The organism is Thalassoglobus polymorphus, from assembly GCF_007744255.1.
GTDB classification, from domain to species: domain Bacteria; phylum Planctomycetota; class Planctomycetia; order Planctomycetales; family Planctomycetaceae; genus Thalassoglobus; species Thalassoglobus polymorphus.
Window position 1 is genome coordinate 3,418,716 of record NZ_CP036267.1, and the last position, 25,721, is coordinate 3,444,436.

General features: G+C 49.2%; 13 protein-coding genes. 4 read left to right on the top strand and 9 right to left on the bottom strand.

Annotated features, from left to right (window positions below; genetic code table 11):
• Nucleotides 1-171 precede the first annotated feature (171 nt).
• Nucleotides 172-732 (bottom strand): ribosome recycling factor, encoded by a 561-nt coding sequence (gene frr, locus Mal48_RS12325; protein ID WP_145206115.1) that lies wholly within the window; start codon nucleotides 730-732, stop codon nucleotides 172-174.
• A 279-nt stretch (nucleotides 733-1,011) separates the two neighbouring features.
• Here frr and Mal48_RS12330 point away from each other — a divergent pair, with 279 nt between their 5' ends.
• Nucleotides 1,012-2,496 carry a methyltransferase gene (locus tag Mal48_RS12330; protein WP_197441660.1) on the top strand — a complete coding sequence of 495 codons (1,485 nt, stop codon included), beginning with the start codon at nucleotides 1,012-1,014 and terminating at the stop codon, nucleotides 2,494-2,496.
• 156 nt (nucleotides 2,497-2,652) lie between these two features.
• Here the strand turns inward: Mal48_RS12330 and Mal48_RS12335 are convergent, their stop codons facing one another.
• The 3 genes from Mal48_RS12335 to Mal48_RS12345 form a co-directional block, all read right to left on the bottom strand.
• A complete protein-coding gene (locus Mal48_RS12335; RefSeq protein WP_145199673.1) occupies nucleotides 2,653-3,960 on the bottom strand; it encodes an alkaline phosphatase family protein in 1,308 nt (435 codons plus the stop codon).
• 166 nt (nucleotides 3,961-4,126) lie between these two features.
• Nucleotides 4,127-4,774 carry a tRNA (guanosine(46)-N7)-methyltransferase TrmB gene (trmB, locus tag Mal48_RS12340; RefSeq protein WP_145199677.1) on the bottom strand — a complete coding sequence of 216 codons (648 nt, stop codon included), beginning with the start codon at nucleotides 4,772-4,774 and terminating at the stop codon, nucleotides 4,127-4,129.
• A 447-nt stretch (nucleotides 4,775-5,221) separates the two neighbouring features.
• Nucleotides 5,222-6,706 (bottom strand): SGNH/GDSL hydrolase family protein, encoded by a 1,485-nt coding sequence (locus Mal48_RS12345; protein ID WP_145199680.1) that lies wholly within the window; start codon nucleotides 6,704-6,706, stop codon nucleotides 5,222-5,224.
• A gap of 260 nt (nucleotides 6,707-6,966) precedes the next feature.
• On the opposite strand from Mal48_RS12345, the gene Mal48_RS12350 reads away from it, so the two are divergent.
• The gene (locus tag Mal48_RS12350) at nucleotides 6,967-8,256 is read left to right on the top strand and encodes a Gfo/Idh/MocA family protein (protein ID WP_145199683.1); all 1,290 of its coding nucleotides are present in this window, start codon (nucleotides 6,967-6,969) and stop codon (nucleotides 8,254-8,256) included.
• A 163-nt stretch (nucleotides 8,257-8,419) separates the two neighbouring features.
• On the opposite strand, the gene Mal48_RS12355 is transcribed toward Mal48_RS12350, so the two are convergent.
• Together Mal48_RS12355 and Mal48_RS12360 are read right to left on the bottom strand one after the other, a co-directional pair.
• Nucleotides 8,420-18,340 carry a VIT domain-containing protein gene (locus tag Mal48_RS12355; RefSeq protein WP_145199686.1) on the bottom strand — a complete coding sequence of 3,307 codons (9,921 nt, stop codon included), beginning with the start codon at nucleotides 18,338-18,340 and terminating at the stop codon, nucleotides 8,420-8,422.
• Nucleotides 18,341-18,964 (bottom strand): RNA polymerase sigma factor, encoded by a 624-nt coding sequence (locus Mal48_RS12360; protein ID WP_145199689.1) that lies wholly within the window; start codon nucleotides 18,962-18,964, stop codon nucleotides 18,341-18,343.
• A 496-nt stretch (nucleotides 18,965-19,460) separates the two neighbouring features.
• On the opposite strand from Mal48_RS12360, the gene Mal48_RS12365 reads away from it, so the two are divergent.
• Nucleotides 19,461-20,822 (top strand): sigma-54-dependent transcriptional regulator, encoded by a 1,362-nt coding sequence (locus Mal48_RS12365; RefSeq protein WP_145199692.1) that lies wholly within the window; start codon nucleotides 19,461-19,463, stop codon nucleotides 20,820-20,822.
• A gap of 182 nt (nucleotides 20,823-21,004) precedes the next feature.
• Here Mal48_RS12365 and Mal48_RS12370 read toward each other — a convergent pair whose 3' ends face one another.
• Nucleotides 21,005-22,000, bottom strand: a complete 996-nt coding sequence (locus Mal48_RS12370) for a phosphoglycerate dehydrogenase (protein WP_145206122.1) — start codon at nucleotides 21,998-22,000, stop codon at nucleotides 21,005-21,007.
• 413 nt (nucleotides 22,001-22,413) lie between these two features.
• Between Mal48_RS12370 and Mal48_RS12375 the strand changes: the two genes are divergently transcribed.
• Complete coding sequence (locus Mal48_RS12375) at nucleotides 22,414-22,629, top strand: (2Fe-2S)-binding protein (RefSeq protein ID WP_197441661.1); 216 nt, start codon at nucleotides 22,414-22,416, stop codon at nucleotides 22,627-22,629.
• A gap of 136 nt (nucleotides 22,630-22,765) precedes the next feature.
• On the opposite strand, the gene bfr is transcribed toward Mal48_RS12375, so the two are convergent.
• Both bfr and Mal48_RS12385 read right to left on the bottom strand, forming a co-directional pair.
• On the bottom strand, nucleotides 22,766-23,248 hold the full coding sequence (bfr, locus tag Mal48_RS12380; RefSeq protein WP_145199699.1) for a bacterioferritin: 483 nt from the start codon (nucleotides 23,246-23,248) through the stop codon (nucleotides 22,766-22,768).
• Between the two features lie 509 nt (nucleotides 23,249-23,757).
• Nucleotides 23,758-25,137: a sigma-54-dependent transcriptional regulator gene (locus Mal48_RS12385; protein WP_145206125.1), complete on the bottom strand. Its 1,380-nt coding sequence runs from the start codon at nucleotides 25,135-25,137 to the stop codon at nucleotides 23,758-23,760.
• Nucleotides 25,138-25,721: the final 584 nt, after the last annotated feature.

Here is a 25,721-nt window from a genome sequence, read left to right on the forward strand (position 1 = left end):
TCCCTCAGCCTGAAATATGATCATGAAGTGACTCAAGCAATTTGCTCGAAATTTCATGAGGCATTTTCAAATTAGAACCAATCCGAAAACCTCTGGAATAACCGCATTTTCTCAATGCTTGAGAGAGCGATTTCAGGTTTCGGGATCAGTTCTGAAAATTCGAACAATGCTCTACTCGTTCATCACTTCTTCTTCTTTCTGCTTCGCCTGATCATTGATCTGGTTTTCGAATTTCTTCGTCAACTCTTGAACATCGTCTTTGGTCGACTTGAGAATATCTTCGGAAATGATTTTCTCTTTCTCCGACTGATCGAGACTTTTGTTTGCATCACGACGAATATTTCGAATCGAAACCCGAGCATCTTCTGCAAAGTTTCCAACGCGCTGAGTCAGTTCTCGACGGCGTTCAGTGGAAAGTGCGGGAACGTTAATGCGAACCAGACGTCCATCAGAGTTCGGAGCCATTCCGGCATCGCTGGCCTGAATTGCTTTTACAATTTCAGTGACGATGGATTGGTCGAAGGGGCGAATCACAATTTGTTGTGGTTCTGGGCAACTGATGTTGGCCAGCTGTTTTAATGGAGTCGGTGAACCGTGATAGTTCACTCGAACAGTATCGACAAGACCGGGAGTTGCTCTTCCCGTCCTGAGTCCTTGCAGGGCGTCCTTGAACACTTCGACCGCTTTTTGCATGCGTTCTTCCGCGTCCATTAAAATCTCATCTGGTTCCATCGACATCAGTTCAACCTCTTTCTATTCCTGGCAACTAATCGCCAGACTTGCCTTAAACGCTCTTCGGAGACATCCTCCTGAGGAAAGTTGCGACAGTCCAGCAGGAAACGATACGTCCAATCGCTCGCTTCACACCTTACAATACTGGAGATCGGACACATTGAGAAGCCAGACTTCAGATTTGCCCGCATTGATGCTCTTTCCTTCCGGCAGAGTAGGCAGAACAGGTCCTCTTTTTGCTATGCTGCGGACTCAAATAAGACCGAATGAGTGAATAAGATGTTGAGATTGACCTACGACGACAACGGATCAACACATCAGGATATCACCCTCCAGATCGGTGATTTTCTAAGCGTGAGCGATTCCTATTATTTTCTTCTGGAAATGGATGAAGAACTCCCCGCGGCGGTACGGGTTCGGACGTGTCTTTCCCAGATGATCACCGCCTGGGCCACTGAGATTTCAGAAGCGAAACAAACAATTTATTTGCTCGCTGAACTCCATGATGAATTCAGCCGCTGGATTCGATGCATGCCGCACAACGACAGCTTCGAGGTTCAGCTTGGCTGGTCAACCGAGGCAGGTCACGATCTCAATTCTCTTCGTGATGCAACACGAACTTCGCCGCCGGCAGATTGGCAAGAGTGCTCTGGTTCTGAACCTGTCATTCAAACGCGTCAAGAAATCCTGCACTTCGGCGGGAGCATGGAATCTTTGCATGTCCAGACGGAACCGTTGTTTGACCCGACACCCATTTTCGAGCACTTTCGTGGTGCATACGGGACACAGCTTCTGACGGCCGCTGTTGCCCACTTCAATCTCTTCGAAAAACTTTCCACAAGTCCCGATCTTTTTCTCCCGGTGGGCCAACTCAGGCAAGAACTGGAATTAGAACCGCGACCGTTTACTGTCCTGATGACCGCACTCAAAGCGATGGGCTTGCTGGTTCAAGATGGTGATCGAATCGGTGCGACACCCCTGGCAGCCGAGCATCTTCTTCACAACCGAGAGTTTGAAGTCACGAATTATATCGGGCTGGCTGCGACTTCTCCTGATGTATTGGGAATGGTGGAACGCCTCAAAACGAACAGGCCTTACGGGCTCGACGTGAATGAAAATGGAGCTGCCTTTATCTACCGAAACGGAATGCCCTCCGCGATGGAAGAGTCGGAACTTGCCAGGCACTTTACACTTTCGCTGGCAGGTCGAGCCAAAAACGTGGCTCCAGTTCTCGCAGATCGCTTTCGCATTCCCGATGCAAAAGTTCTCCTCGATATTGGCGGAGGAAGTGGAATTTATTCCATCGCCTATCTGGCTAGAAATCATCACTTGAAAGCGATTGTCATAGATCGCCCCGAAGTCCTGAACATCGCTTCAGAATTCGCGGAACAATGCGGGGTTGCTGATCGTCTTGAACTTCGCGAAGGAGACATGTTTACAGATGATTTCCCGGAAGCGGACGTGATGCTTCTCTCAAATGTTCTTCACGACTGGGATGTTCCGGAATGTGAGGAGTTGATCGCAAAGTGTGCGAATCGACTTCCCCAACAAGGCCGACTCCTCATTCATGATGTCTTCCTGAACGATGAGCACACCGGCCCACTTCCCATCGCTCTTTACTCGGCGGCCCTCTTTTCACTCACAGAAGGCCGAGCCTACAGTGTTGCGGAATACAGAAGCTGGATGAACAAGAATGGCCTGTCTGTCAGCGGCCCCATCGAAACGCTCATCCATTGCGGCGTACTTTGTGGGATCAAGCGTTAAGCGAAAAAATATGTGCGACCGTACTCACTTGTACGGTCGCACATATTGTGATTCACGTTTTCCTTACCCAAGCACTTTCGTGTTTCCTGTGCCCATGAAGAACACTTTTCACCAGCGAATTAGATCTACGCGAGCAGGACAAGCGTTGCAGAGGTTTCAAGAATTCAACTCAACTCCGAAATCCTTGAGGATCAACGGTGTAACATCCGTATCCTGGTAGCTCTCTTCATCCAGACCTTTTGACGAGATCAAGATGCCAGTCGAACCGGGATAGCCGTGTGATCCTTTGACAAGGGTTGCATCCAGCGGTGTCGACTTACTGGGCATGTCGATGAACATTTCAACGGGGTCGAAGCCCGGTTTGCGGTGAATATCAACTGTTCTTGCATAGGTCGGGGCTTTCTCGTCATCCAACCACCAGTAGTATGCAAACCATGCTTCCTTCTTCGAGATCAACACAACTTCCCCCGAACGTGGATGGTCCAGTTTGTATTTGTCTCGTTCCGCTCCAACCAAGACTTCATCAACCAGCGGATGATTTCTAAACAGTTCCGCGACTCGCTCGATGTTTTCTTCGTCCTTAACAAACACGTGAGCCAGTTGATGGTCAACCATCGCCCACGCCTGAGATTCTCCCGGGACGAGTTGCTCACGACCATCATCGTCAGCGAGATGCAACAGACCAGCTTCACGCAGTACCCGATTCGGATAGGCAACGTCATTCACTTCAGTAATGACATATTCACTCGCGATCAACCAGTGAATGTCATCCATTTTGGAATTTTCAATGCCATCAATCAATCGACCAAGTGAGACATCGATATCAACGACCGCCTGAAGCGCCTCGGGACTGTCCGGGCCCAGTTTCTGGGCAGCGTAATCAAGGTGCGTTACATAAATGTAGAAAAAATCGGGAGCGAATTCATTGGCCGCTTTGATTGCAGAGTCGATGATCCAATCCGAACTTTTGATATTTGCAATCGGTCCCCAAAAATTCATCAATGGGAAATGTCCGAGTTCGTCGCGGAGTTCTCCGTACAATCTCTCTGGAACTGTGTAACACCAGAGAGATTCTGATCCATCTGGATTATGAATCGGTGCGGGGGTGCAAATGTAATCTGCCCCAGCCCCTTTGGAGTGCATTGGAAACCAAACCGCCGATTTGATTTCAGGATTGGCCTGATGCAGCAGATCCCAAACTTGAGGAGCTTCGATACACTCATTCCAGGCGGTCCAGAGTTCGAATTCTCCTTTATCGCGATAGTAAAATCCGTTGGCGATCACTCCGTGAACATCTGGACCTACGCCAGTCGTCAAGTTCGCCTGAACGGAACATGTCACGCAGGGGAACGAAGCTGTCAATGGTTTCACAGCGCCAGCAGCAGCGATTTTCTTCAGATTCGGCATCCGCTCGAGATCTTGCTGACGCAAACCTGGGATAGAAACGAGGACTGTAGAGGGCATAGAATTTTCAGGAGTTAGGAATAGGATCTGGAAAGTAGGTTGTTACAACTTCACACTCAGTGGAATCACGCACTGTGATTCCTCTGTCTGATTCCTCTGTGCGATTCCAAATTGCAAGGACTGTTCACGCTGAGTGTACCGTTGCATCTCCAATCTCATCACCTCATCAGGAAATTGGTTTTCTCTGCCATTTCCCTCGGTGAATTGGAAGGCCGAGCTTACGTTTTTTTCTTTCGTAGCTGGTCTGGTAATCCATATCGTGTTCTGGGTCACGCTCTTCCGGAGTTGGCAACGATTCAAAATCTTCATGATGATTCATTAACGCAGAGATGTCTTCGAAATACTCTTCAACATCGGTCCATGAATGCAACAATCCACCTGGGACAAGCAGGTTCGAGCATAAGTTTACGAACACATCATTAAACACGCGGCGACTGCGATGCTTTCGCTTCCACCACGGATCTGGAAAGTAGACATGGATCGCATCAACAGAATGCGGTTCGATCATTTTCGTAAATGGAACATTCGCATCACCTCCGATCACGCAGGCGTTCGTCAAGTTGCGTCGCTTCAAGCGGGCAGCTCCACGTCGACCTTCACGGAAATCGATTTCGATTCCCAGAAAATTTCGCTCAGGGTGCATTTCGGAGGCTGTCACAACAAACAGTCCTCGTCCGCAACCGACATCAATCTCGACGGGATTGTCATTACCGAAAAATGTCGGCCAGTCGAGTTTACCGTCATACTCCTCGAACAGATCGTCCATCGCGAGGAAAAACGGCTTCAGGTTAGTTGGTGGAGGATTCGTTTGCATACTGATGAGAGGTTCAAAATCGGTTCGTCAAAATCGGGAGTATAGCGAAGCAAGAAGGGGGTTTCATCTCAGCGATCGTGATGAAACTTTCGAATTGTCCCGGGATCGTTTCTCGATTTGTCGAGAGAAAAGAAACGGAACTCTGTTGAAACTTCGCATCCACCCCTCGTACACAACTGCCCTCTCACAAATACTCATTTTTCGACAGGCTCTGAAGAAGCCAGAATGATTAGCGGTCAGCTTCAAGAAATTTCACGCAAGACAATCCCCAAACATCTCATCAGCCCTGGCTGATTCATTCACACCGGCTGATTCAGTCGAAGCGATGACAGAAAGGCTTTGATTTAAAAAGAGGCGTAATCTTTCACCGTTCGCTACTTATTAGAACTGATCCTGAAACTTGAAATTGCTCTCTCAATCATTGAGAAAAGCAGCTATCACAGAGGTTTACTGACCGGTTCTAAATTTATGTGGAAACCGTTCTTCCACAGGCATTCCGTCGGCATCACCCTGTGTCCATTTTTTCAAAGCAGCTAACATTCGCTGACCACGATGAAAGTACGTTCGAGGGAGTGCGTCAAAATGCTCGTTGAAACGTTCCTGGCAGGTGACATCCCAATCTGCATTGAATTGGACATATCCTTGCTGGCGAAGCCAGTGTCCAATTGCGAGGGCAATTTGCTGATGACCTTCAAAATTCGGATGAACATGGTCAACGAATAAGTTGTGGCTGACATTTCCGGTTTTCATTTTCTTTTGCAGCATTTCCTGAAGGTCAATCAAGGGGGCTTCTTCCTTCTCGGCAATTTCATCGAGCGCAGACTCCAGCGCGGTCGTCATCCTCAATGGACAAACATCAAGGTCTCTCGCTGCAAGGTAGGCAGATTTTGCTTCTTCAGTCCGGTGCTGCGCATCCAGACACGATCCAAGTTCATACCAGTTTGCTGCAGCGGCGGAATCGATGCGGCAAATTTCCTTCCAAATGTTTGTCGCCTCATTCATATCAGAAGAATACAGGCGTCGAGCAGCGATTTTCATCTCTTCAACTTTTGAGATTTCCTCTTTTGTGAGCAAGGCAGATTCTGATTTAAACGGAGGCGTTCCTCTGAGATTCGAAGGCGGCTTAAGCAGAAGAATCGGAACATTATTCGACTGAGCAAGATGGATCATCCGGAGAACATTTGATTCAAAATGGACCGCAACTCCATGACTCCATTCTTCATCACGATGAAACGCTGCGATTCCATTTTTATAGTCGAGTGTTGCATCGGCTTCTGTTTGCAAAATCGTTTTCCCGTCCGAGTGAGACCACATCATGCTTGATGCGAGTTGGACAGTTCTCGTCGACGTTAAGAAATGCGCTGGTTTTTCAATCCATGCCGGAACCTGTTTGAGATGCTTGTATGTGCGATCTTCCAAAAATTCATTGTGTCCGGTGCAGAGGATTATGAGATCGGGCTCATAGCCAAGCGTCTCCTCCAAGATTGGGACAAGTCGATAACTGGCGTAAGAAATGCCTCCGCAGTTAACAACTTCCCAATTTGTCTCAGGATCTGCCTGCTCAAGTCCGATCCTCAACCATGTCGTGAAAGAAGTTTCAATCGAATAGGGACGTCCCTGGACCGTTGACCCTCCGAGGCAGAAAATACGAAATGTTTTTTCTGATTTCTTCGCTGGGAATTCTTCATGAGCAAAAAAAGATGTTCGCCGTGGCGAAAGAACAAACCGGGTGCCATCCTCATTCAACTCGAATAACGGAACAACGCTGGCAAATCCGACAAACGGATCTTCAGCTTCAGAACTCTTTCCGACGTCAAGAAGAGTGAGTCCCAACTCAATGACAAGAAAAGGAGAAAAGGCAATCGCAACGGTCAAGAAGCGAAATGCCCATCTCCTGCGACGATTCGGCTTGTTTAGCAGAGTCGATTCCATCAGGGAATTATAATATGAATTCGTTCAGACCTGTACCGATTGGCTTCTCAATTCTTTCACCACTATAATAAATTGAACTGATCCGAATCCAAAACAACCTCTTTCACTCTGAGGATATCCTTTATTGCGTCGGTTGTCGGAGAGGTTCTAGAAGCAATTCGAAAAACTCTGGAATCGCCGCTTTCTTAACGTTTGAGAAAGCAATTTCAGGTTTCAGGATCAGATCAAATACGTTTCGAAAATTATTTCAGGAGTCGAGAATGACGAAAATTAGTCGACGTGCATTACTAGGATCGACCGCAGCTGCGACCGTTGCGTATGCGACCGGACCACTCTTCGCACAAAAAGGAGAGCTCCCCTCACAAAAAGTTCGCGTGGGAGTCATGGGGCTAAGTCGTGGACGTTCACTGGCGGTTTCAGCTGCTCGCTTACCCGGTGTCGATGTTGCATATGTGTGTGACGTGGACTCATCAAGAGCAGGATCCGCTGTCGCCCAACTTGAAAAAGATACGGGGCAATCACCAGAGCCGATCACCGATTACCGCAGAATGCTCGATGACAAAGATCTCGACATCGTGGTCTGTGCTGCACCAAACCACTGGCACGCGCCAGCAACAATCTTGGCCTGTAATGCTGGCAAGCATGTATACTGTGAAAAGCCAGCCAGCCACAATCCATGGGAAGGTGAGATGATGATCAAAGCGGCTCGGCATAATGACCGCGCCGTTCAGTTGGGTACGCAACGCCGGACCAGTACAGGTTACATCGATGCCATTGCCAAACTGCATGAGGGGATCATCGGGAATGTGTACTGTGCTCGCTCATGGTACAACAACATTCGCGAAGGAATGGGAATCGGACACCCTGCAGAAGTTCCTGGAAACCTCGATTATGAGCTCTGGCAGGGACCAGCTCCTCGTATGCCTTACTACGACAACCGAATCCACTACAACTGGCACTGGTTGTGGCACTGGGGTAACGGAGAACTTGGCAACAACGGGATTCACTCCCTTGACGTCTGCCGGTGGGGCTTGCAGGTCGAGTTCCCCGAAACAGTTGTCTCGTCTGGCGGTCGATATGCTTATGAAGACGATCAACAAACGCCTGACACGAATATCGCTACTTACGAGTTTGCAGAAGGAAAACAGATTTCCTGGCAAGGCCGAAGTTGCAACCGTCACAAAGACTCCTCAGCTTTTGTCTCCTTCTACGGCGACAAGGGTGCTTGCGAAATCGACGCAAAAGGGAATTACAAATTCTTCGACCGAAACGACAAGCTTTTCGACGAAGAGAAAAAATCAACTTATGCAAACGAGCCGCACATTCAAAACCTTGTTGATGCAGTCCGCTCTGGCGACCATCTCAACTTGAATGCCGAAATCGAGATTGGACATCGCAGTACACTTCTGTGCCATCTCGGGAACATCGCCTATCGCACGCAGTCCATGCTGACCTGTGATACGAAGAATGGACGCATCCTCAATAACGAAGATGCTATGAAACTGTGGAAACGTGAGTACGAACCTGGTTGGGAACCGAAAGTCGGTTAACACTTTGAACTGACGCTTTTAAGCGTCAGTCCCAAACAGGGATCTCGATCCCAATTCAACTCCTGGAGTCAAAATGGCTCCAGGAGTTTTTTGTTCACAGTAAGACAATCTTCAGCAAACTCACCTGACCAGAATGCCTGAGTGTTTCAGTTCAGAAGAAAGATCACTGCTGCGATTTGATTCGCCGATCGAGCTCACGAGTTTGATTGTTGACGGTGTTGAATCTTGCGGGCCATTCGGTACGTTGAAGTTTGCGAAGCGTAGCTTTTGCATCTGCCCATTTCCTGGCTTGAACCTGAGCGTTTGCCAGTCCGAGCAGACCTGTCGGCTCGAGTTTGCGAAGTTCTGCAACACGCTCCCAGTGTGAAATGGCAGATTCCCACCGTGACTGCGATTCGCGGAATTTCGCCAACTCTTCATGAGATTCTGCTTCATTCGGTGCCGACTCCACGATCGATGTCGCAGCCCGTTCAGCGAGATTCGGGTCCACTTTGACACGATTGGCAAGGTCCACATACAGCTGAAGGTGATGTCGATCAAAATCGATCTGACCGAGCAGTTGCTTAATCGCCCCTTGCGAGTCATTCAACTTGTCGAAGCTATTCAGCAGTCCCTCATGAACTTCACGATCGTAAGGTGAAAGCTCGTTTGCAAGTTGAAACTGTTCGATGGCAGCTTTGTATTTCTTCTCCTTGAAGAACCGCATCCCGATTGCCTTCCGGATGATCGGACTATCTTCCCCGGTCCGCTTGGCCTTTGTGTTAAGCAACTGAATGTAGTCATCGATATCCCTGGCACTCGCGATTACAGCGTTCAGGTTGTCGACAGCGTACCGGCGTTGGTCGTGTCGGGGCCCCCAACTGACAATGGCTGCTGCGGCCGCATCGACCGCTTTCTCAGTGTTGCCTGCACGCCCATAGGCGGCTCCAAGCTCTGCGTAATACTCAGAAAGAACTCCATCGCCGACACCACGATTCGGTGCAGTTCGCTGATGCAAATTGATGGCTTCTTCCAGGTAGCCAATCCCTTCCTGCAGATGTCCAATTTCCACACAAACTCGTGCAAGCTGAATGATGTTGGCCTCGGTCCACAAATTGTCGGCATGAAACAATGCATCGGTTTCGGTCAGCAGAGTTTGAACCTCGTCCGTTTTTGCTGTGTAGTGATATGACCGCAGAAGTAAGACACGCAAACTCATGTCACGTGGAGAATTTTCGATGAGCTCCGTGAGCAACGGAATCGATTTCAGATACATCTTCTGCGCGTGCAAGAATCGAACCAGCGTGCGAGTCCCGCTGTCGTCCAACAGTCCCCGTCTCTTAGCATCCATCAAAATTTCAATCGCTCGCGAATGAAGACTCAATCCGTTATTGAGATAGTTTGCGACATAGAAAATTATCCTTGGGGAGTCGGCTCTTTCTTCAAGAACTGTTTCTGCGACACGTTGAAAATCTTCAGCCTTTTCCGACCAGAAGTAGGAATAGTCGTCGTGATAAATTTGCTGGTTGCGAACTTGCAGACTCAGCAATTCGTCACGAAGCTCGTTGACGACAATCAGTAACAATCGACCTTCAAGTTGATTGAGTCTGGTTTTGTCGGTTGCCTGATCATTCGCTGCATTGTGGCGGTACTGCGCTAGCTGACTCGCATGATTCACCCACTGATTCTGGGAGCTGTAGCGAAGTCGAACGGGATACTCTTCGTATCGATCGATTACGAAGTTCAGTGCTTCAAGTGGACTGACGTGAGAGTTAAGAAGCGAAGAAAAATGGCTGATGAGACTGCTGTAGTATTGTTCTTGTGGTGGGAGAATCTCGGGGAATGTTTGACTTGTAAACTTCAGGAACTGCTCTTGTTCATCCTCTGGACCTTTCGTTTGATCCCCAAGTACGAAGCTGAACAGATTCCCAACCTGCATCAAAATGTTGTATTTCTGACTGTCGTTTTGCGTCGTTGACTGCTGGACAAGCCTTGCAATCAAATTCTCGAAGAGCGTCGCTCCTTCGCCCAAGGAAACGCGTGCGTCATGCCGGAATGCCTGTTCATAAAGCCTGTTCAAGTGCTGCTCATACGCCCACCGCTGAGACTCGTTCTGTAGAGCATCGCGATGTTTGAGCACATACTTCTCCGCTTTCGCGTAGGCAGCCCGTTTTTGAAGGAAGGATGAATAAGTCATCACTAAATCGCGAGAAGAGTATGGAATCAGCCCGCCATGAGGCTCAGCAAATTCATCGAGTGAGATCTCAATCAGACGAATCGCCTCGTCGTGTCTTCGGTAGGAATTCATCAACAAAGTAGCACGCGCCACCGCAATCCGGACTCGTTCTGTTGACCCAGTTTTTGCACTCTCATACAGCTGTTTAAGTTGACTAAGCTGAACGTCAACAAGTGGTTGTAACACCACTGCATTTGTGGAATTCGTGAGGCCTCCTAATTGCTGAAGAAACTGTGCGTAGCGATATGGTTCTCCTTCCTGCCAGTCCCTCTTGAACGCTCGGTTCAAAGCAGCAACCGCTTTCTGAGCATGTGGTCCCGGCTCATTGAGAACTTGCGAAGATCTGACTTCGATCATCGCTTCGATGAGATCGAGAGCACGCAGATCGAGACCGAGCGACCGCACATTTGGATCAGCTCCACGAGGAACTTCTCCTGCGTTTAAACGATCGCGCAACTTCTCAACATGCTCCAGCATTTTATCTGCCGTCGCTTCTTTACGAACTTCCCTGAGGATGGTGTTATGAAATTGCTGCAGCGCGTTGTAAGTCATCGATTGAGTCCGACCGAGCATCCCCTCCGGAACCTGTTCGAAGACTCTGAAGTCTCGCGTGGCTGTATACAAATTGCGGATCGTTGAATAATGATTTCCCGGCTGGCTGGTTTTCTCAAAGAGTGCTTTCAGAATCAATAATGAGTTTTCGTCAAGTTCATGTGGGCCACTGCCGCTACCAATCTGTCTAGCCTGCTGATTAAGGAGATTCGCCATATTCCATTCGCTCTGCTCAAAGAGCACCTTCAAGCGACTTGCCTCGTGGTCCTCTTTTCGGTCGAGAACTAGCTGCCAGTTCGCGAGTGCCTTGTAGTCGTCGCTGGTCAATTCCTTCTTTTCCTGAATCGTCTCGAAGATCTTGATTGCCTCTTCAAGCTCTCCCTGTTCTGCAAGTAACAACGCCAGTCCACGCTGCCAAGAGGTGTTCCACTCATCATTGTCGATCCACTTTCGCAATTGTTTTCGTAATTCGTCTGGGCGATCGAACAGGATCAACAGCTTGTACTTCAATGATTTCCAAGGCTTCGAGAAATCTTCTTTCTGGTAAATTTCGCCCTCTTTCCCAAAGCTTTTCTGCAACGTTTCCGCATCTTCCGTAGTTTGCTGAATCGCTTGGTCGACGTATTCCAGAACTCGCTCGATTTCCTGTTCCGATGCCTCTTTACGAGCAGCGAAATTGATGACCGTCATGAGGGCACGTTCGCGAATGTGGCCGTTTAAAATTTCTTGAGAGAACTCCTCGGCCGTCAGTTCTGTTTCCAGATCGAGCGCTGGCAGTTCATCACCGATAAGTTCCCAGCATTCTTTTATTGATTGCTGTCGATTCTGTCCCAACTCAACATCAAGACGAATTCGTTCGAGTTGAAGCCACGGCAATAACTCGGGATGTGAGTCAGCGATTTGCTCTGATGTTTTCACTAACCGCTCAGCCAAGGCTTCGCGGGCAGACTCGACAAACGCCGCTTGCTTCTCAGCCATCTCGGTCCGTGTCAATTCATCCGACTTGCCTTCGTTCTGCAACTCAACAACTCTCGCAATCACGCGGTTTTGCGCCATCTTGTCGATGAGCTGATACAACTTTGGTGCAAGGTAGAACGCTCTCTGACTTGGACTCACAGAACCAGAAAGGCTCAACCAGAGTTCGAACGCTTCGCTTTCAATCGATTCAGACCAAGACTGAGACAACAGAACACTGAAGAGCTGTTCGCGGTAATTTCTCCGATACTCTTCAGATCCCTCTTTAACGAGGCGCCGCAAAAAGGGAAGGTGCTCTGTGGACAAATATGAACTGTAGATCGGAACCAGCAATTGTGAGAATTGATGTTTGGCCTGAAGCTCTTCTTCTTGCTCCCAGCGTTTCAAGAGTTGATCAGCAATGATCTTCCATTCATTCTCGGTGACCTGGCGGATTTCCATCGCCTCCCCTTCCTCGATGAGCAAACGTCCTCTTTTGAGCGTCTCAAGAGAAAGGGAAAGCCGTTCATACGGGAGTGATCCCGCCTCGTCGAGCAGCCAATTCAAAATCGAACCGCGTAGCCGATCACCTTCATCGGACTGAACGAAATTGTTATTGCTCACGATGTTCCGAGCGATCTGGAGCCGTTCTTCGTTTTGAATGCAAGCAATCGCGGTCTTGAATAGTTCGGGTAACCACTTGCGATCCATCCCGTTGTACCGATTCAAGTTGTGGCCACTTCCGAATGCAAATTGAATCGCTGCATCCACTTTTGAAGAAGCAACAACATCCAGCTCAGCTGGTTGCTGAGCGAGTTGCAACCAGGCGGTGACGAGATCTTCAGCCTCAGTGATTTGGTCGTTCATAATCAAGGCTGAGAGCAAACGTGAAAAGACTCGCGATGAATCGGTTTCCTTCTTCAACCAGTCCTGAAGAAATGCGAGCAGCTCCTCGTACTCGGAATTCCCCTCCAGCATTTCCGCATACCGATCACGAAGACGCGTCAATTCATTGTGACTCCAATGATTTTCAAGGTTCATCTGTTGTTTGAAGAATTTCTTCGCTTCGTCTCGCCTTTGGTGCTGGATGAGTGTTGAGCCGTATCTGATTTGCACAGAGACATTCCCCGGATACTTCTGAGTCATCTCTTTTTGTAATTGCAAATTCTCCTCGGTTTTCCCGAGAGCATTCAAGACTTGAACCCAACGATTCTCCCAATCCAATTGTGCGACTTCCGTGTCTGCCTGCCGGTCATAAATCGGCTTGAGCTTTTCCACGACTGGAGCATATTCCGGCCAGCCAATGATGGAATAAACCGACGAAAGCAAGTGCGTTGCCAGGAACAGATCTCCTCGCTGCGAGGCGGGATTTCCTTCGCCTGTTCCATCGACAAATGTGTCAATACGTTTGACGATTTTCTGTCGCGCATCTTCTTTTCTTCCCGCTGCCAATTCTACGGCGATGCGAAGATATTGCATCCCGGGCTTCTCTGTCCCCAAAGCTTCCATTTTTCGAAGTTGCTCGAACGCATCCTTCCAAGCTCCGAAGTGGCAGTAACGCACCAACATGACAAGATGATCATCAACCGTGGCATCATCTCCCCGAACTGTTTTTCGGGCTACGGCTAATTCAGGCAGAGGCAGTGAAAGGATCAATGACTCGGTTTGTCTGGAGAGTTGCTGTTCCCATTGAGCCGAAAAATCTTGAGGTGTGAGCTCGCGGATCTTTTGCGTGACAACAAAGCTCGGATTCTCCTGCCGCTGAGCGCTAGTCGTAGTCACATTTGTAGTCACCTTCGTTGGCCACCAACAATTCAAAGCAGCGACAAAATCTTCGTAGAGAACTGTCGACGTTACTTGGCCATTTGTCAGCCTTTCCTGTTTGGTAATCACTCGCCGTTGCGTGTCGATTTCAAAACGGAATCCAGTCGCTTTCGTCGGGGATTTCAGAACCAGAACCGAATGCCCCTCGTCGACTTTTTCAATGGTCGCGAGATAGCCACTCATCGACTCGTGGAGAGAACTCAACGAATGCCCTTGCAGATTCAATGGATTTGGATTCGTTTCGTCCTCAATCAAATCTCGAACTTGTCCCAGCAGAAAAGATTCCGAGTAGACGCCCCGTTGTTCCTTGTCACGCCAGTTGACAATGGAATTCTGTCCCTGCGAATGATCAACAGTCACCCATTTTGACGGCGACCAGACTTCTGTTCGCCGATGACTCGGGACAAGACGGTCAAAGTCGTCGCTCCAGACAGTCATTTCACGCTCAATGAAAATACCACCTTCGCGAATTGATTCGAGTTCATTTTTCACAAGTAAGCTTTTCGCAAGCTCAATTGCCTCAGGAGACCAAAGGCTTTCCTCGGGAGTTGCAGCTTCGCTTTTCGGAGTTGGCATCACCAACGCAGGAAAAAGTTGATTCACCCAGTTCAAAGAGCCAGAGACTGAGGCGGAAGTTCGGAATCCCCAAGCCGACTTGTCTCCCGATCTCCTCAAGGATGTATTAAGGCTTGGTAGACGACTGAAAAGCTCTCCGCTGATACTTATTGATTCATTTCTTTGTCGATCTCGAAGGGCGGTGTCCCAATCCTTGAGTTGGGACCTTGAACCTCCCAAAAAACCTTCTGAACCGGAGAACGGCCCGTTGTTTGTGCGATAGATAGAACTGAATGCAGATTCATAAAAGAAATCCTGTTCCCGCTCCTGATAAGCGCCGAATTGTTGCAAGCTTTTTTCTTCACGTTTCAAAGCCATGTCGCTAATGTCGAATCCCAGCGTAGACAACCCTGGTCGACCTCCAAAGCCGCCCCTCTGATTGAAGGGCTCGCCATACGTTTGCCTTTTGTCTGCATCGAAATCCCTTCTAAATTCCTTGGTCGCCTGGACGTCCTCAAACCACAAATTGACATCCCGAGACTCTTGAGCTTGCCCACCTCGCCCAACTTGAACGTAGAATGAGTACGTATCCGGTTGCATTCCTGATACCGGATAATGCTGGACGTCGTCACCAAGGTAGTAACGCCCTGCTCTTCCGGAGAAATTCAATGATGTGCCATCTGAAATAATGGGGGCTTCTTCTTCACCAATAATAATTCTTGGAGTCACCCCCAGTTGCAATTTATCTTTTGCAACTCGGCTCCCACGAGGAGCAAAATCATTGAATGATTGAAAGACTCTGGGATCTCTCCCCATCCCGGCGATCTCTCCCAGAATTTGACGTCGCAAGCCTAACCGCCAGTTGCCTGCGTTTTGCATCTGCTGTTGTTTGAGTTCATAGGTCGCATTGCTCCGTCCATCTGCGAAGAATTGTTCGCCGTCACGCATCCCGAATCGTCGCTTAACACCAAACCGTTCGCGGTCTGCATCACTCTCCAAAACGAGCAGCGACGTGTACGGAGTGATAATATGAAACTCTTCTGAAAGGGCGATAATCTGATCCTGAATTTTCTGATTCGATCCTTGCTGCATCAACTGATCAAGATGTCCACGTGCCCAAAGGCGAGGGATGAATGAATTTCCGCTTTCCGCTTCTGAGAGGTTCACGTGGGCGACATACTTCACAGGCTTCCCATCCAACATCCCGGTGACGACAACTTTTCCAGTCTGGTTTTCACCAGTCGGTCGGTATCGTCCGACAAGAATCTGCTGAGTCCCAACAGGAATGTTCGGGAGTTCTTCAGGATAAACAGCAGCGACCTCAATTCCCTGAAATTCAACTTGCACATCCTTCAGTCCGGGACTGGTGATTTCTTTCAGTAGATTCAAAGCTGCCAGTTGCGGTGTGATCTCGCCGGAAACCTGCCGCATCGATCCTTTTCCAAGCGAGGAGATCCCCTTCAAGACAACGGATTCAGAAGTCGAACCAACACTGACCGCGTGAAACCCGGGAGCGGTTCCGGATTGTGTGCGAGCTTCTTCAAATCGTCGTTTGAGACGATTTACAAAGGCAGCCGGATCGCTTTGCGTCGTGGTGACAATTCCATCGCCGATGTAAATCACCTGTGTCTTCGATGTCGCTTTTTTCATCACAGCGGAAAAAGCCTGGTCGAGATCGGTCCAACCAAGCGAAACTCGGTTCTCAAGATTTTCGCGAATCGCTGCGATTCTCTTTTCCGTGGGTGCGGAAAATTTCTCGACAAGCCAGTCTGTCGAAACGTCCGTTGTCGCAACGGCGACACGGTCATCATCGCTGAGCGAACCGAGCAGCGTGGCAACGAACTCTTGCTGAGCCTTTCGCATTGACGAGTCCATCGACCCGGAGGTATCACAGAGTAGGATCAGTTCCAACGGCGAACCATCTAAAACCGTTTGTCGTTTCCAGTCTCCTGATTCTGCCGGAGGCATTAATTCGAAGAGAAAATATCCATCGCCCCCGCGCTGATGCGGAATCAACACGACATCATTCTCTCGCTGACTGACATCGCAAACGACTTCAAAATCTTTCGTAGGAGAATACTCCTGCGCCACGAACTCTAACTCCGCAGAGTGGTCCGTTAATTGAGTGCGGCAGGTGTGTGTCGGCGATTCAACAGCACTCAGCGGAATCGTGGAATTTATCAGGCAACGGATGTTTAACTCTCGCAGAGGATTTGTCTGCAGCATTTCGCTTTTGAGGCCGTAGCTATACCGAAAGCGATTTCCCTGAAGCGGAAGAACTTGCGTGTAAACAATTTTGACCCGCTTCTCTGAATTCGGTTCAATCGGGAAGACACGTGCTTTGAAGATGTTTCCGCCCGTCCATTCCAACAGCCCCGGATCACGTTTTTCACGAAGAATGGTTTCGTAAATTTCACGGGCACGTTGCTTTTCGACGATGTCAGCTTCAATCAGTTCACCGCCAATCCACATCCCGAACCCACTAATCGAAGCGTCTTGCGGAAGTGGGAAATGAAACTGCCCTTCCATGCGGGAATCGGTGTGATTAACAAAAGTTTCCTCAATCGTCGTGCGAGCAATTTGATCACGAATCTCAATGGTCACGTGATGTTCACCGATCGTGAGCGGAGTTGCTCGCCCGTCGATCTCGACGATGAGAGAACCAATTGAATCTTCCGAAGTGGAACCGTCGTACCCCTTCAGCCATGTCGGCTTGTTCGCGATCTCTGAAAGCTTTCGATCGTTGTCGATGCGGACAATTTGGCTTCCCGGTTTTTGAATCATCTGAAAATCGTCACCAAGTCCTCGAAGCAGGAAATCATTGGGAGCCGATTTCGATCGACTCACTTGAGCTGTTCCGGAATGCAGACGCACTTCATCGGCTGAAATCACTTCCACTAAAGAGTGCGGACCAGCGATCAGCTTGATCCCCGCCGCCAGTTCGAGTGTCACCGCGTTTGCTCCATGCGCATCGGTACGAATCCAGTCGCCCACTTGGAGCAAGATCTGTCCCGTGATCGGTGTCCAGCGTTTAGCGCCTGTTGGACGAAGAGTCACGATTCCTTGCGAATCACTCACTTTCCCAATCCGGTCTGCCTCTGCCAGTTTCACAGGGACGCGAAATTTGGCTTCATCAACTGGAAGATTGCGGGCGATGAGAGAGAGTTCCGCAAGTGGTGGTCCTGTCCTCCGAGCCCCTTTCGGTCGAGCTGTGATTGCCAACAACTCATTTGTTTTCTGATTGACATAAAAGTTCAACCGCAACTGTTGATCGCCTGTCTTGACCAATTCACGAAAGACAAAGCAGTCAACACCTGAGTAGTTCGCCACACCATCAGCGGTCGCTTCAAGAAATTCATCTTGCGTGCTCGATTGAATTCCCAGTAACGCAACCAGATCAATATACCCCGACTGAGACCTCCAAGGATTTTGAACCGGATCGGCAACGGTCGCTTCTCCAGAGTCTGCCTCGCTCACTTCCCAAAGCTTAGACCCTCTCGCGATTTGATATTTTTGTGGAGAGACTTCCCAGCGGACAATCCCGGAATTTTTCACCCAGACATCGGACGATGCTCCATCACGAGTCACCTGCAACTGAAGCGTTTCGACCTCCTCAAGCTTTGCCAGCACATCTCCAAGCTTCAACGTCGAAGCCTGCGTGTTTGGAACAATCACAAACCAGCAGACAGATAGAACAAGAGCCAAGGCAGTGACGAGCGCGGACGTTTTCATCGGATGACTCGTTTTCTGATAAGGATCGATTGGAGAGATCGTCACGCTGAGAGATTCAGAATCAGGTGATTCACCACTCTTCGAAGAGGGAGATTCTTGACTAGCTGAAATCGACTCAAATTCTTGCATGGTCAATTCCCGAATCCGATCAAGCAGATCTTGATCCGGTTCGGCCACATGAAACTTCTGAGGATGGAGGAGTTCCTCGAAGTCACTTTCATCGTTAAGCGAAAGAGAAGGTTTGTCGGTCATCTACTCTGGACCTCCATCATTGAGCCGTTCAAAGACAGTGCGAAATTCTGCTCGTGCACGCCGTAGTTTCGAACGTATTGAATCGGATGTTCCCCCGAGATGATTTTGAATTTCATCGACTGTCAGTCGATCCATATATTTTGCAGTCAGTAAAAATGAATACTCGGCAGACAACTCTGAAAGTGCCGCCCGAACCGTCTCTGCCTGTTCCTGATCTTCGAGTATTTGAACCGGAGCGGTCGTTTTGTCCTGTCCCTGCTGACCACTTTGGATGCGTCGCTGAACATCTGCTCGAGAGATTTTCTGACTTCGAGTACGTTTACGGAACCATGCAAAGCTCTGGCGATGTGCAATCCCAGTCAACCAGGCCCACAGCGAGCCCTTTGTTTCATCGAATGTTCTGGCCCCGCGTGCGGCTGCCAGAAAGCTCTCCTGGACGACTTCAGCGACTGCTTCAGCATCATTTCCGATGATTCTGGAGACATACTTCCAAAGGTTTTCGCTGTACTCGTCGTACAACTGCCCCCAGGCACTTCGCTGACCATTCCGGAGACCAGTGATGATCTCGGAAGTTGTCGCATCATGCGTTGTGAGCGTCAGATTGTGAGTGGGAGGATCGGTCAAAGTGCCATCTTGTCAATGTCCGGGTTGGCTGATCGATTGTTCTCTGCAATCGAATAGACCAATAGACGCAGGAATGTGTCACAGAATTCCAGAGATTTCCCGAATAGAGCAACTTGCTCTACCATGTGCCCGTGAAGAACGCATTCCACCTGCGAAATTGCTTTACGCCACGAGGCAGGTCACGAACACCAATTCGTAAGCGATATAGACTTCCGTGACAACGAAAAAGCGCCCCTCTCAACGCAATAAACCGTCAGCCTGTTCTCTAAAAATTCCGCCCGACTGCGGACCACCGGCTTGAGGAATCAAAACGGTGCACGACGAAAATCGATCCTGAAATCGATTCCGCCCGACCTCATCTCCCTGATTTCTCCCTCTCCCCAAATTCCGACTCCGAAATCCTTTGCAAAGATGCATGCAGCGTGCGTGCAAAACGCGTCAAAAGACTCTAAAATCTCAATTCACATCGATTTCTGTTCGAATCCGAAGAGAAGAAATGACCGAGCCGGAAAAACCAAGCACCAGTTACCGTAAGATTCTGATTGTCGAAGACGAAGAAATCATCCGCAATACGCTCGGAGAGTTTCTGACCGGCGAAGGCTTTCAGGTGACCCAGGCAGGGACCGTTGACGAAGGCTTGAAAGCTGCCAAAGATCAGGACTTCCATGTTGCCATCTGCGATATCCAACTCCCCGACGGAGACGGTATCAAGCTGATGAAGCAGATGCACCGGCTCAATCCATCTCTGTTCGTGTTGATTATCACCGCCTACGGAACTGTTGAATCAGCCGTTGATGCGTTCACACGTGGAGCCTTTGACTACCTGACCAAGCCAGTCATTTTCGATGATCTCGCCCACAAGCTTAAACGGGTCTTTGAGTATCGTGATCTTTATCTGGAAAACCAGAAGCTCCGGCTAGAACTGGCTCAACCGAACCGATTCGATCAAATCGTTGGATCGAGCGAACCGCTCAAACAGCTTCAGGATACAATTTCCAAGATTGCAGTCACGAACTCCAATGTCTTGCTGGTTGGTGAAACTGGAACAGGGAAAGAACTCTTCGCCCGAGCCATCCATTCTGCCGGCCCAATGAAAGAGGAAAAATTCCTGGCAGTCAATTGCGGAAGTCGCCCCGTCGAGATGCTCGAAGCAGAACTCTTCGGGTCCGATTCACCCGGGAACACACAACCAGGGATCCTCCGAACTTCGGGGAAGGGAACTGTCTTCCTTGATGAAATCGCCCGGTTGCCAATGGGGACTCAAACAAAACTTCTGCGTGCCATCGAATACGAAGAAAGCATGCCAGTCGGGGGCTCCGAACCATACGAAGTCCAATGCCGGATCATCACATCCAGCAGCGAAGACCTACTGCGACTCGTTGGCGAAGAAACATTCCAAGAGGACCTGTTCTATCGCCTCGATGGTGTAAAAATCCGCATCCCTCCGCTCCGGGAGCGACTCGACGACATTCCGGAACTGGTCGACCACTTCATCGCCAAACACTCAAAATCCCTGCGAAAACGAGTCGTTAGCGCGACGAGTGAAACAATTCGACTATTAATGGCAGCTCAATGGAAAGGGAATGTCCGGCAACTCGACAATGCCATTGAACGAGCCGTGATCATGTGTGACGGAACCTCGATCGAGCCCAGCGATTTGCCTCCCGACTTGCTTGGACTGGGGCAACCATTGCCAGACACGGACGACCTGCGAAGTGCATTGCGCCATTACGAACGATTACACATCACACGTGTTCTGCGCCAATGGCCCGACAAACGCGAAGCCGCTAAGCGTCTGAAGCTGGGACTTTCCAGCTTGTACAGGAAGATCGAAGAACTCAACATCGAACTCGGTTAGGGCATATCCAAAGTTCGTTGCAACCGTGAAGTTCACTTCCATAACTTCGTAGACAATTTGCCACGAGGCAGAACGTCAAATCCAATACTGGATTTGATCTCGAGCATTTTGAAAAAAAATGTACGTCTTCTGTCTCGTGGAACCTGTCTCGTGAAACCCGCCGCGTAAAGCACATCAGCGGTCTATCGGTCCCAGGACCAGTCTTTGACTCCACTCAAATTTTGGATGCACATTTGCGGCCATTCGCCATTTTTGAGAGCGATGATCGTCTCTGCCGCCATCGTGAGTGTGTCTCGTTGCGACTCGATATCGAGCCCGGCAACGTGACCAGACAGCATCACGTTCGACATTTTCGTGAGTGGGCTTTCGACAGGAAGTGGTTCCACGTCGAAGACATCCAAACCGGCAGCACTGAGATGCCCTGAATTGAGTGCATTGACGAGTGCCTCTTCATCAACCAACGCACCACGTGCGGTATTGATCAGCACAGATCCCTGCTTCATCTTGGAGAAGGTCTCCGCATTCATCATTTTGCGGGACTTTTCAGTCAGCGGATTGTGCAAAGAGACATAGTCCGCAGTTGCAAAAAGATCATCCAACTCCAATAACTCAATGCCCCATTTGTCGACAAAATCCATCTCCGGATAAGGTTCACAGGCAATGACCTTCATCCCCAGCCCGGCAGCGCGGGTCGCGACAGCCTGCCCGATTCGCCCGAGTCCAACCAATCCGAGAGTCCGATCCATCACACGTGGACGAGCGATACGCTTCCAGTTCTCAGTTCGAACACGCTGATCCTGATTGGGAAAGCCACGAGCAAGCCCCATCAGCATCGCGATGGTATGTTCAGCAACGGAATGGTGATTGACACCGGGTGTTGTAGTCACAACAACTCCCAACTCATCACACGCCGCCAAATCAATCGCGTCGAACCCAACTCCTGTTCGCGCGATCACTCGCAAATCCGGCAACTGCTTCAGAACCTGAGCAGTATACGGCTCAGAACCTGCAATGACGCTACAACATCCCTGGAGCTCTTCAACAAGTTCATCTGCGTTCCAGAAATTCGCTGAGCGATTCCCCGGATGAACGTCGAGCCCAGCTTTCGGAAGAATTTCAAAATGAGGCCCTTCATCAGAGTTCAGAGCGCAACACTTTACATTCTTTGCCACAGTCATAGCCACAGTCATCGCTCCAATTCTGTCATTGAATTTCAGTTGGCCCTAACCTCTCAGCCTTATTCAGACTCACTGTAATGTAGAAACTTCTGAAAAAGTCTTCCATCGCGCGAAAATACGGAACTAGCTTCCGAAGCAGCACCATTCTTAATTTCGGGATGTAACTCCTATTCCTTAACCTCTTTATCTAAAGATGGTTACGTATGGAAGAAATGAAACCCCCAGAAAGCCGAAAAAAAATGCGAAGATTTCGGATTTCAAGTTGACCAGGCCGAACAGTTGGAAATACAATTCGCTTATTGAGATTGAGTCTCAGGTTCACCGGACGTGTCTGTTTCATAGCTGATTGCAGTCTCGCCGATTCCTGTTTCCGACGTTTCCAGTGAGCGAAAATCTATTTGAGAGTGACCACTGTGAGCCAAACTGTCATCAACGACGCGATTGTTTGTCGCTGCCTGAACGTACGAGAATCAACGATTCAGGATTCTGTCGAGATCATGGGCGCGGAAAGCCTTCAAGATGTGAAATCAATGTGCGGCGCTGGCGGTGGATGTATGTCGTGTCGCTCTCGCATCAAATGCTTGATCTCCGAGTATCTTTCAAACCGGGAGAGCGTCAAAACAGGCTGAGAAGATCGAAGCTATCTCATCGACAAAACTCGTGGTTCACGAGAAAATGGCAGAACAGATTGCAAAAACGCTGAACATTCACGATTTCTCGGAATGCTCAGCGTTTTTTAGTTTCGCAGAATCACTTTTCGGACGGTCATCCGTTTTTCGCTTCGCCCATTTGCGACAGCATATAGTTTTCAATCCCGAGTCGTTTTATTAAATCAAGCTGAGCTTCCAGCCAATCAACACTCTCTTCTGATTCACGAACAATCTGTTCCATCACTTCTCTACTGGCTGAGTCTTTCTCTTCCAGACAGATTTGGACGCCCTCATTATAAGTTTTACTGGCATTCAATTCGAGAGCGAGATCATTCTCCAACTGCTCCTGGACGTTATCGCCGACACGAATCACATCGTACCGTGCGATTTCCGGAACCCCATCAAAGAAGAGAATGCGGTCAATCAATAGCTCCGCATGTTTCATTTCCTCGATTGATTCTTCGTAGTGATGGGCTCCGAGTTTGTGCAAGCCCCAACTTTCGCACATTTTCGCCTGAACGAAGTACTGGTTAATTGCAGTCAATTCGATGGTCAATCCGGCATTGAGTGCATCGATCACTCGCTGACTTCCTTGCATAGTTGCTTCCCCTTTGAATTCTCAGCGACATGCGTCGCACTGAGCTCGAAAATCTAAAAAATTTGTTGAACCTGTCTCGTGGCAGGTACTTGACTCAGGTGTTATTCAAACTTGTTCAGTTCATTATGTGAGACTGCGCGGCTCTAGCCAGATTTAGAAGAAGAATGATTCGGAAAATTATCAGATTGAAACAGAATCTCTAGAAGCAGTTTTCTCTACCGTGTGCCCGTGAAGAACGCATTTCTCAAGTAAAAATGCTGTTCGTCACAAGGCAGATCCTGCAAACCTATTGGAAAGATGCTCTAAAGCATGCTTCCACATAGGTCTTCAAAGTTCCATTTTGCCCCCGAGTAACTCAACGGGGGCGAAATGATCACCAAAGATGCAGCGATATGAATTTAGATCAACCGTGAACATGCTGAACTTGCCCTATCTTGCCTCTCATCATGGTTCCACGTTCTCTTTGAAATGTTCTCAAGAGCTCTTCTGAGAGGCCATGCAAGTCGAGCTTATTTCAGACCGTACTCTTTGATCTTTCGATAGAGAGTGCGCTCCCCCATTCCCAGCATGACTGCGGTTTCTTCGCGTTTTCCACCAGTCAATTCCAAGGCTCGGGCAATGTAGTATTTCTCGACTTCGTCGAGAGGCCGACCGATGAGCATATCAGTCCCAGAACCACCAATCAGCCCATCAGGAGATTCTCCACCGAGTTCAGCGAGCTCTGTTGGCAAATCATCCACATCAAGTTTTCCATCCATGTCGAGAGCCAGCATACCTTCAATCACATTTCGTAATTGACGGATGTTGCCCGGCCAATCGAACGACAACAGTGCTTGCCGCGCTGCCCGCGAAAGCCCTTCCACCTCGCGTCCTTGTCGCTTGCAGAATTCCTTCAGAAAATGATCGATCAGCAACGGGATATCTTCTCGGCGGTCACGAAGCGGCGGGAGATAGATTGTCACCACACTCAACCGGTAGTAAAGATCGCCACGAAAGGCCCCTTCTTCCATTTCGCTCTTCAGATTCGCGTTCGTCGCTGCGACCAGTCGGACATTGATCGACTTCTCGTCATTCGACCCCAGACGAGTGATCTTCCGCTCCTCCAAGACTCGCAAAAGCTTGATCTGCGTCTCCGCTGGCATCTCTCCAACTTCGTCGAGAAACAATGTTCCGCCGTTGGCGTACTCGAACTTTCCGACCCGTTTCGTTGCCGCACCAGTAAACGCTCCCGCTTCATGCCCGAAAAGCTCGGACTCCAGGATACTTTCCGGAAGTGCAGAGATGTTCAGAGGGACGAAGGGTTTGCTTTTGCGTGGGCTGTTCTGATGGATCGCACGGGCAACAAGTTCTTTTCCGGTACCACTTTCACCCAGAATCAGAACTGTCGTATCAGTAGGAGCGAGGTTTTTTAACTGTTCGATCACCCGATGCATCGACGGGCTATTGCCGATGACACCTTCAAAACCAAACCGTTCATCGAGACCTTTCGCGAGCGAAATGTTTCGCCGAATCAGGCGGATACGACTGGAAGCCTTATCGACCGATTGGCGCAGTTCCTGAATATCCAGCGGTTTCGTCAGATAGGTATAGGCCCCTCCCTGCATGGCTGTGACCACTGACGGAATCGAACTGTGGGCTGTCAGAACAATTACCTCGGCATCGGGTAATTCTTCTTTGGCCTTCCTGAGAATCGCTAACCCGTCAACCTCGTCCATTTTGAGGTCGGTAATGATGACATCAAACTGTTGAGACTCGATCAACTCCGCACCTTTCGGCCCGGAGTTCGCAATCGTACATTCACAATTCACTCGCCGGAGGCTTTCTGCAACAGCCTGAGCGTGAGCCTCATCGTCGTCCACAATGAGGACGCTGATGGCAATTTGAAACATATCTTTTTGCTGATCACTCACTGTGGATTCCTAGTCGGGAACAACGATCTCAACGAACAACGCATCGGTCGACGCCAAACGATCCCGGTGTTTACGAGAGCCTTCCAAGTTCCTCGCGAAAGATGTCTCTGAAGTATTTTCAACGCTCACTGCGCCCCTAAAGTTCACGCTCGCGAATTCACAGCTGACTCACCACGTCGGAAATCGTGAGAACCAAAATTGGACTTGCTCCAGGACAATTCCAGAATTGATGTCTGAATTCTGCCTCGTGGCGTAAATTTTTTTCCTGTGGAAAACCGCTTTCACGAACAGGAGAAAAAGGAATGCGTCCTAGCCTGCAATATTTACAGGCTCAGTGCAAACTGTAAAGCCGCCGAAATGGCAGTTTCCAAAGTTCAAGACTTTCTAATCACTCTGTACGGGGCACAAACGTGAAAACCCTCAATCTCGCTGTTGCCCACTCAATTCAGCCACTAACCGTTCCTCTCCCCACCTACATTCGAGAATTGGGGATAATTTGGGGCTGGACGTGATGTTGAGTCCGACGAGTGAAATCATCTATATTTCAACCGAGTTGGTCGTAA

Excerpts from the sequence above, each read along its gene's own strand:
- frr (WP_145206115.1), bottom strand. The coding sequence starts at position 732 with ATGGAACCAGATGAGATTTTAATGGACGCGGAAGAACGCATGCAAAAA.
- Mal48_RS12330 (WP_197441660.1), top strand. The coding sequence starts at position 1,012 with ATGTTGAGATTGACCTACGACGACAACGGATCAACACATCAGGATATC.
- Mal48_RS12335 (WP_145199673.1), bottom strand. The coding sequence starts at position 3,960 with ATGCCCTCTACAGTCCTCGTTTCTATCCCAGGTTTGCGTCAGCAAGAT.
- trmB (WP_145199677.1), bottom strand. The coding sequence starts at position 4,774 with ATGCAAACGAATCCTCCACCAACTAACCTGAAGCCGTTTTTCCTCGCG.
- Mal48_RS12345 (WP_145199680.1), bottom strand. The coding sequence starts at position 6,706 with ATGGAATCGACTCTGCTAAACAAGCCGAATCGTCGCAGGAGATGGGCA.
- Mal48_RS12350 (WP_145199683.1), top strand. The coding sequence starts at position 6,967 with ATGACGAAAATTAGTCGACGTGCATTACTAGGATCGACCGCAGCTGCG.
- Mal48_RS12355 (WP_145199686.1), bottom strand. The coding sequence starts at position 18,340 with ATGACCGACAAACCTTCTCTTTCGCTTAACGATGAAAGTGACTTCGAG.
- Mal48_RS12365 (WP_145199692.1), top strand. The coding sequence starts at position 19,461 with ATGACCGAGCCGGAAAAACCAAGCACCAGTTACCGTAAGATTCTGATT.
- Mal48_RS12370 (WP_145206122.1), bottom strand. The coding sequence starts at position 22,000 with ATGACTGTGGCAAAGAATGTAAAGTGTTGCGCTCTGAACTCTGATGAA.
- bfr (WP_145199699.1), bottom strand. The coding sequence starts at position 23,248 with ATGCAAGGAAGTCAGCGAGTGATCGATGCACTCAATGCCGGATTGACC.
- Mal48_RS12385 (WP_145206125.1), bottom strand. The coding sequence starts at position 25,137 with ATGTTTCAAATTGCCATCAGCGTCCTCATTGTGGACGACGATGAGGCT.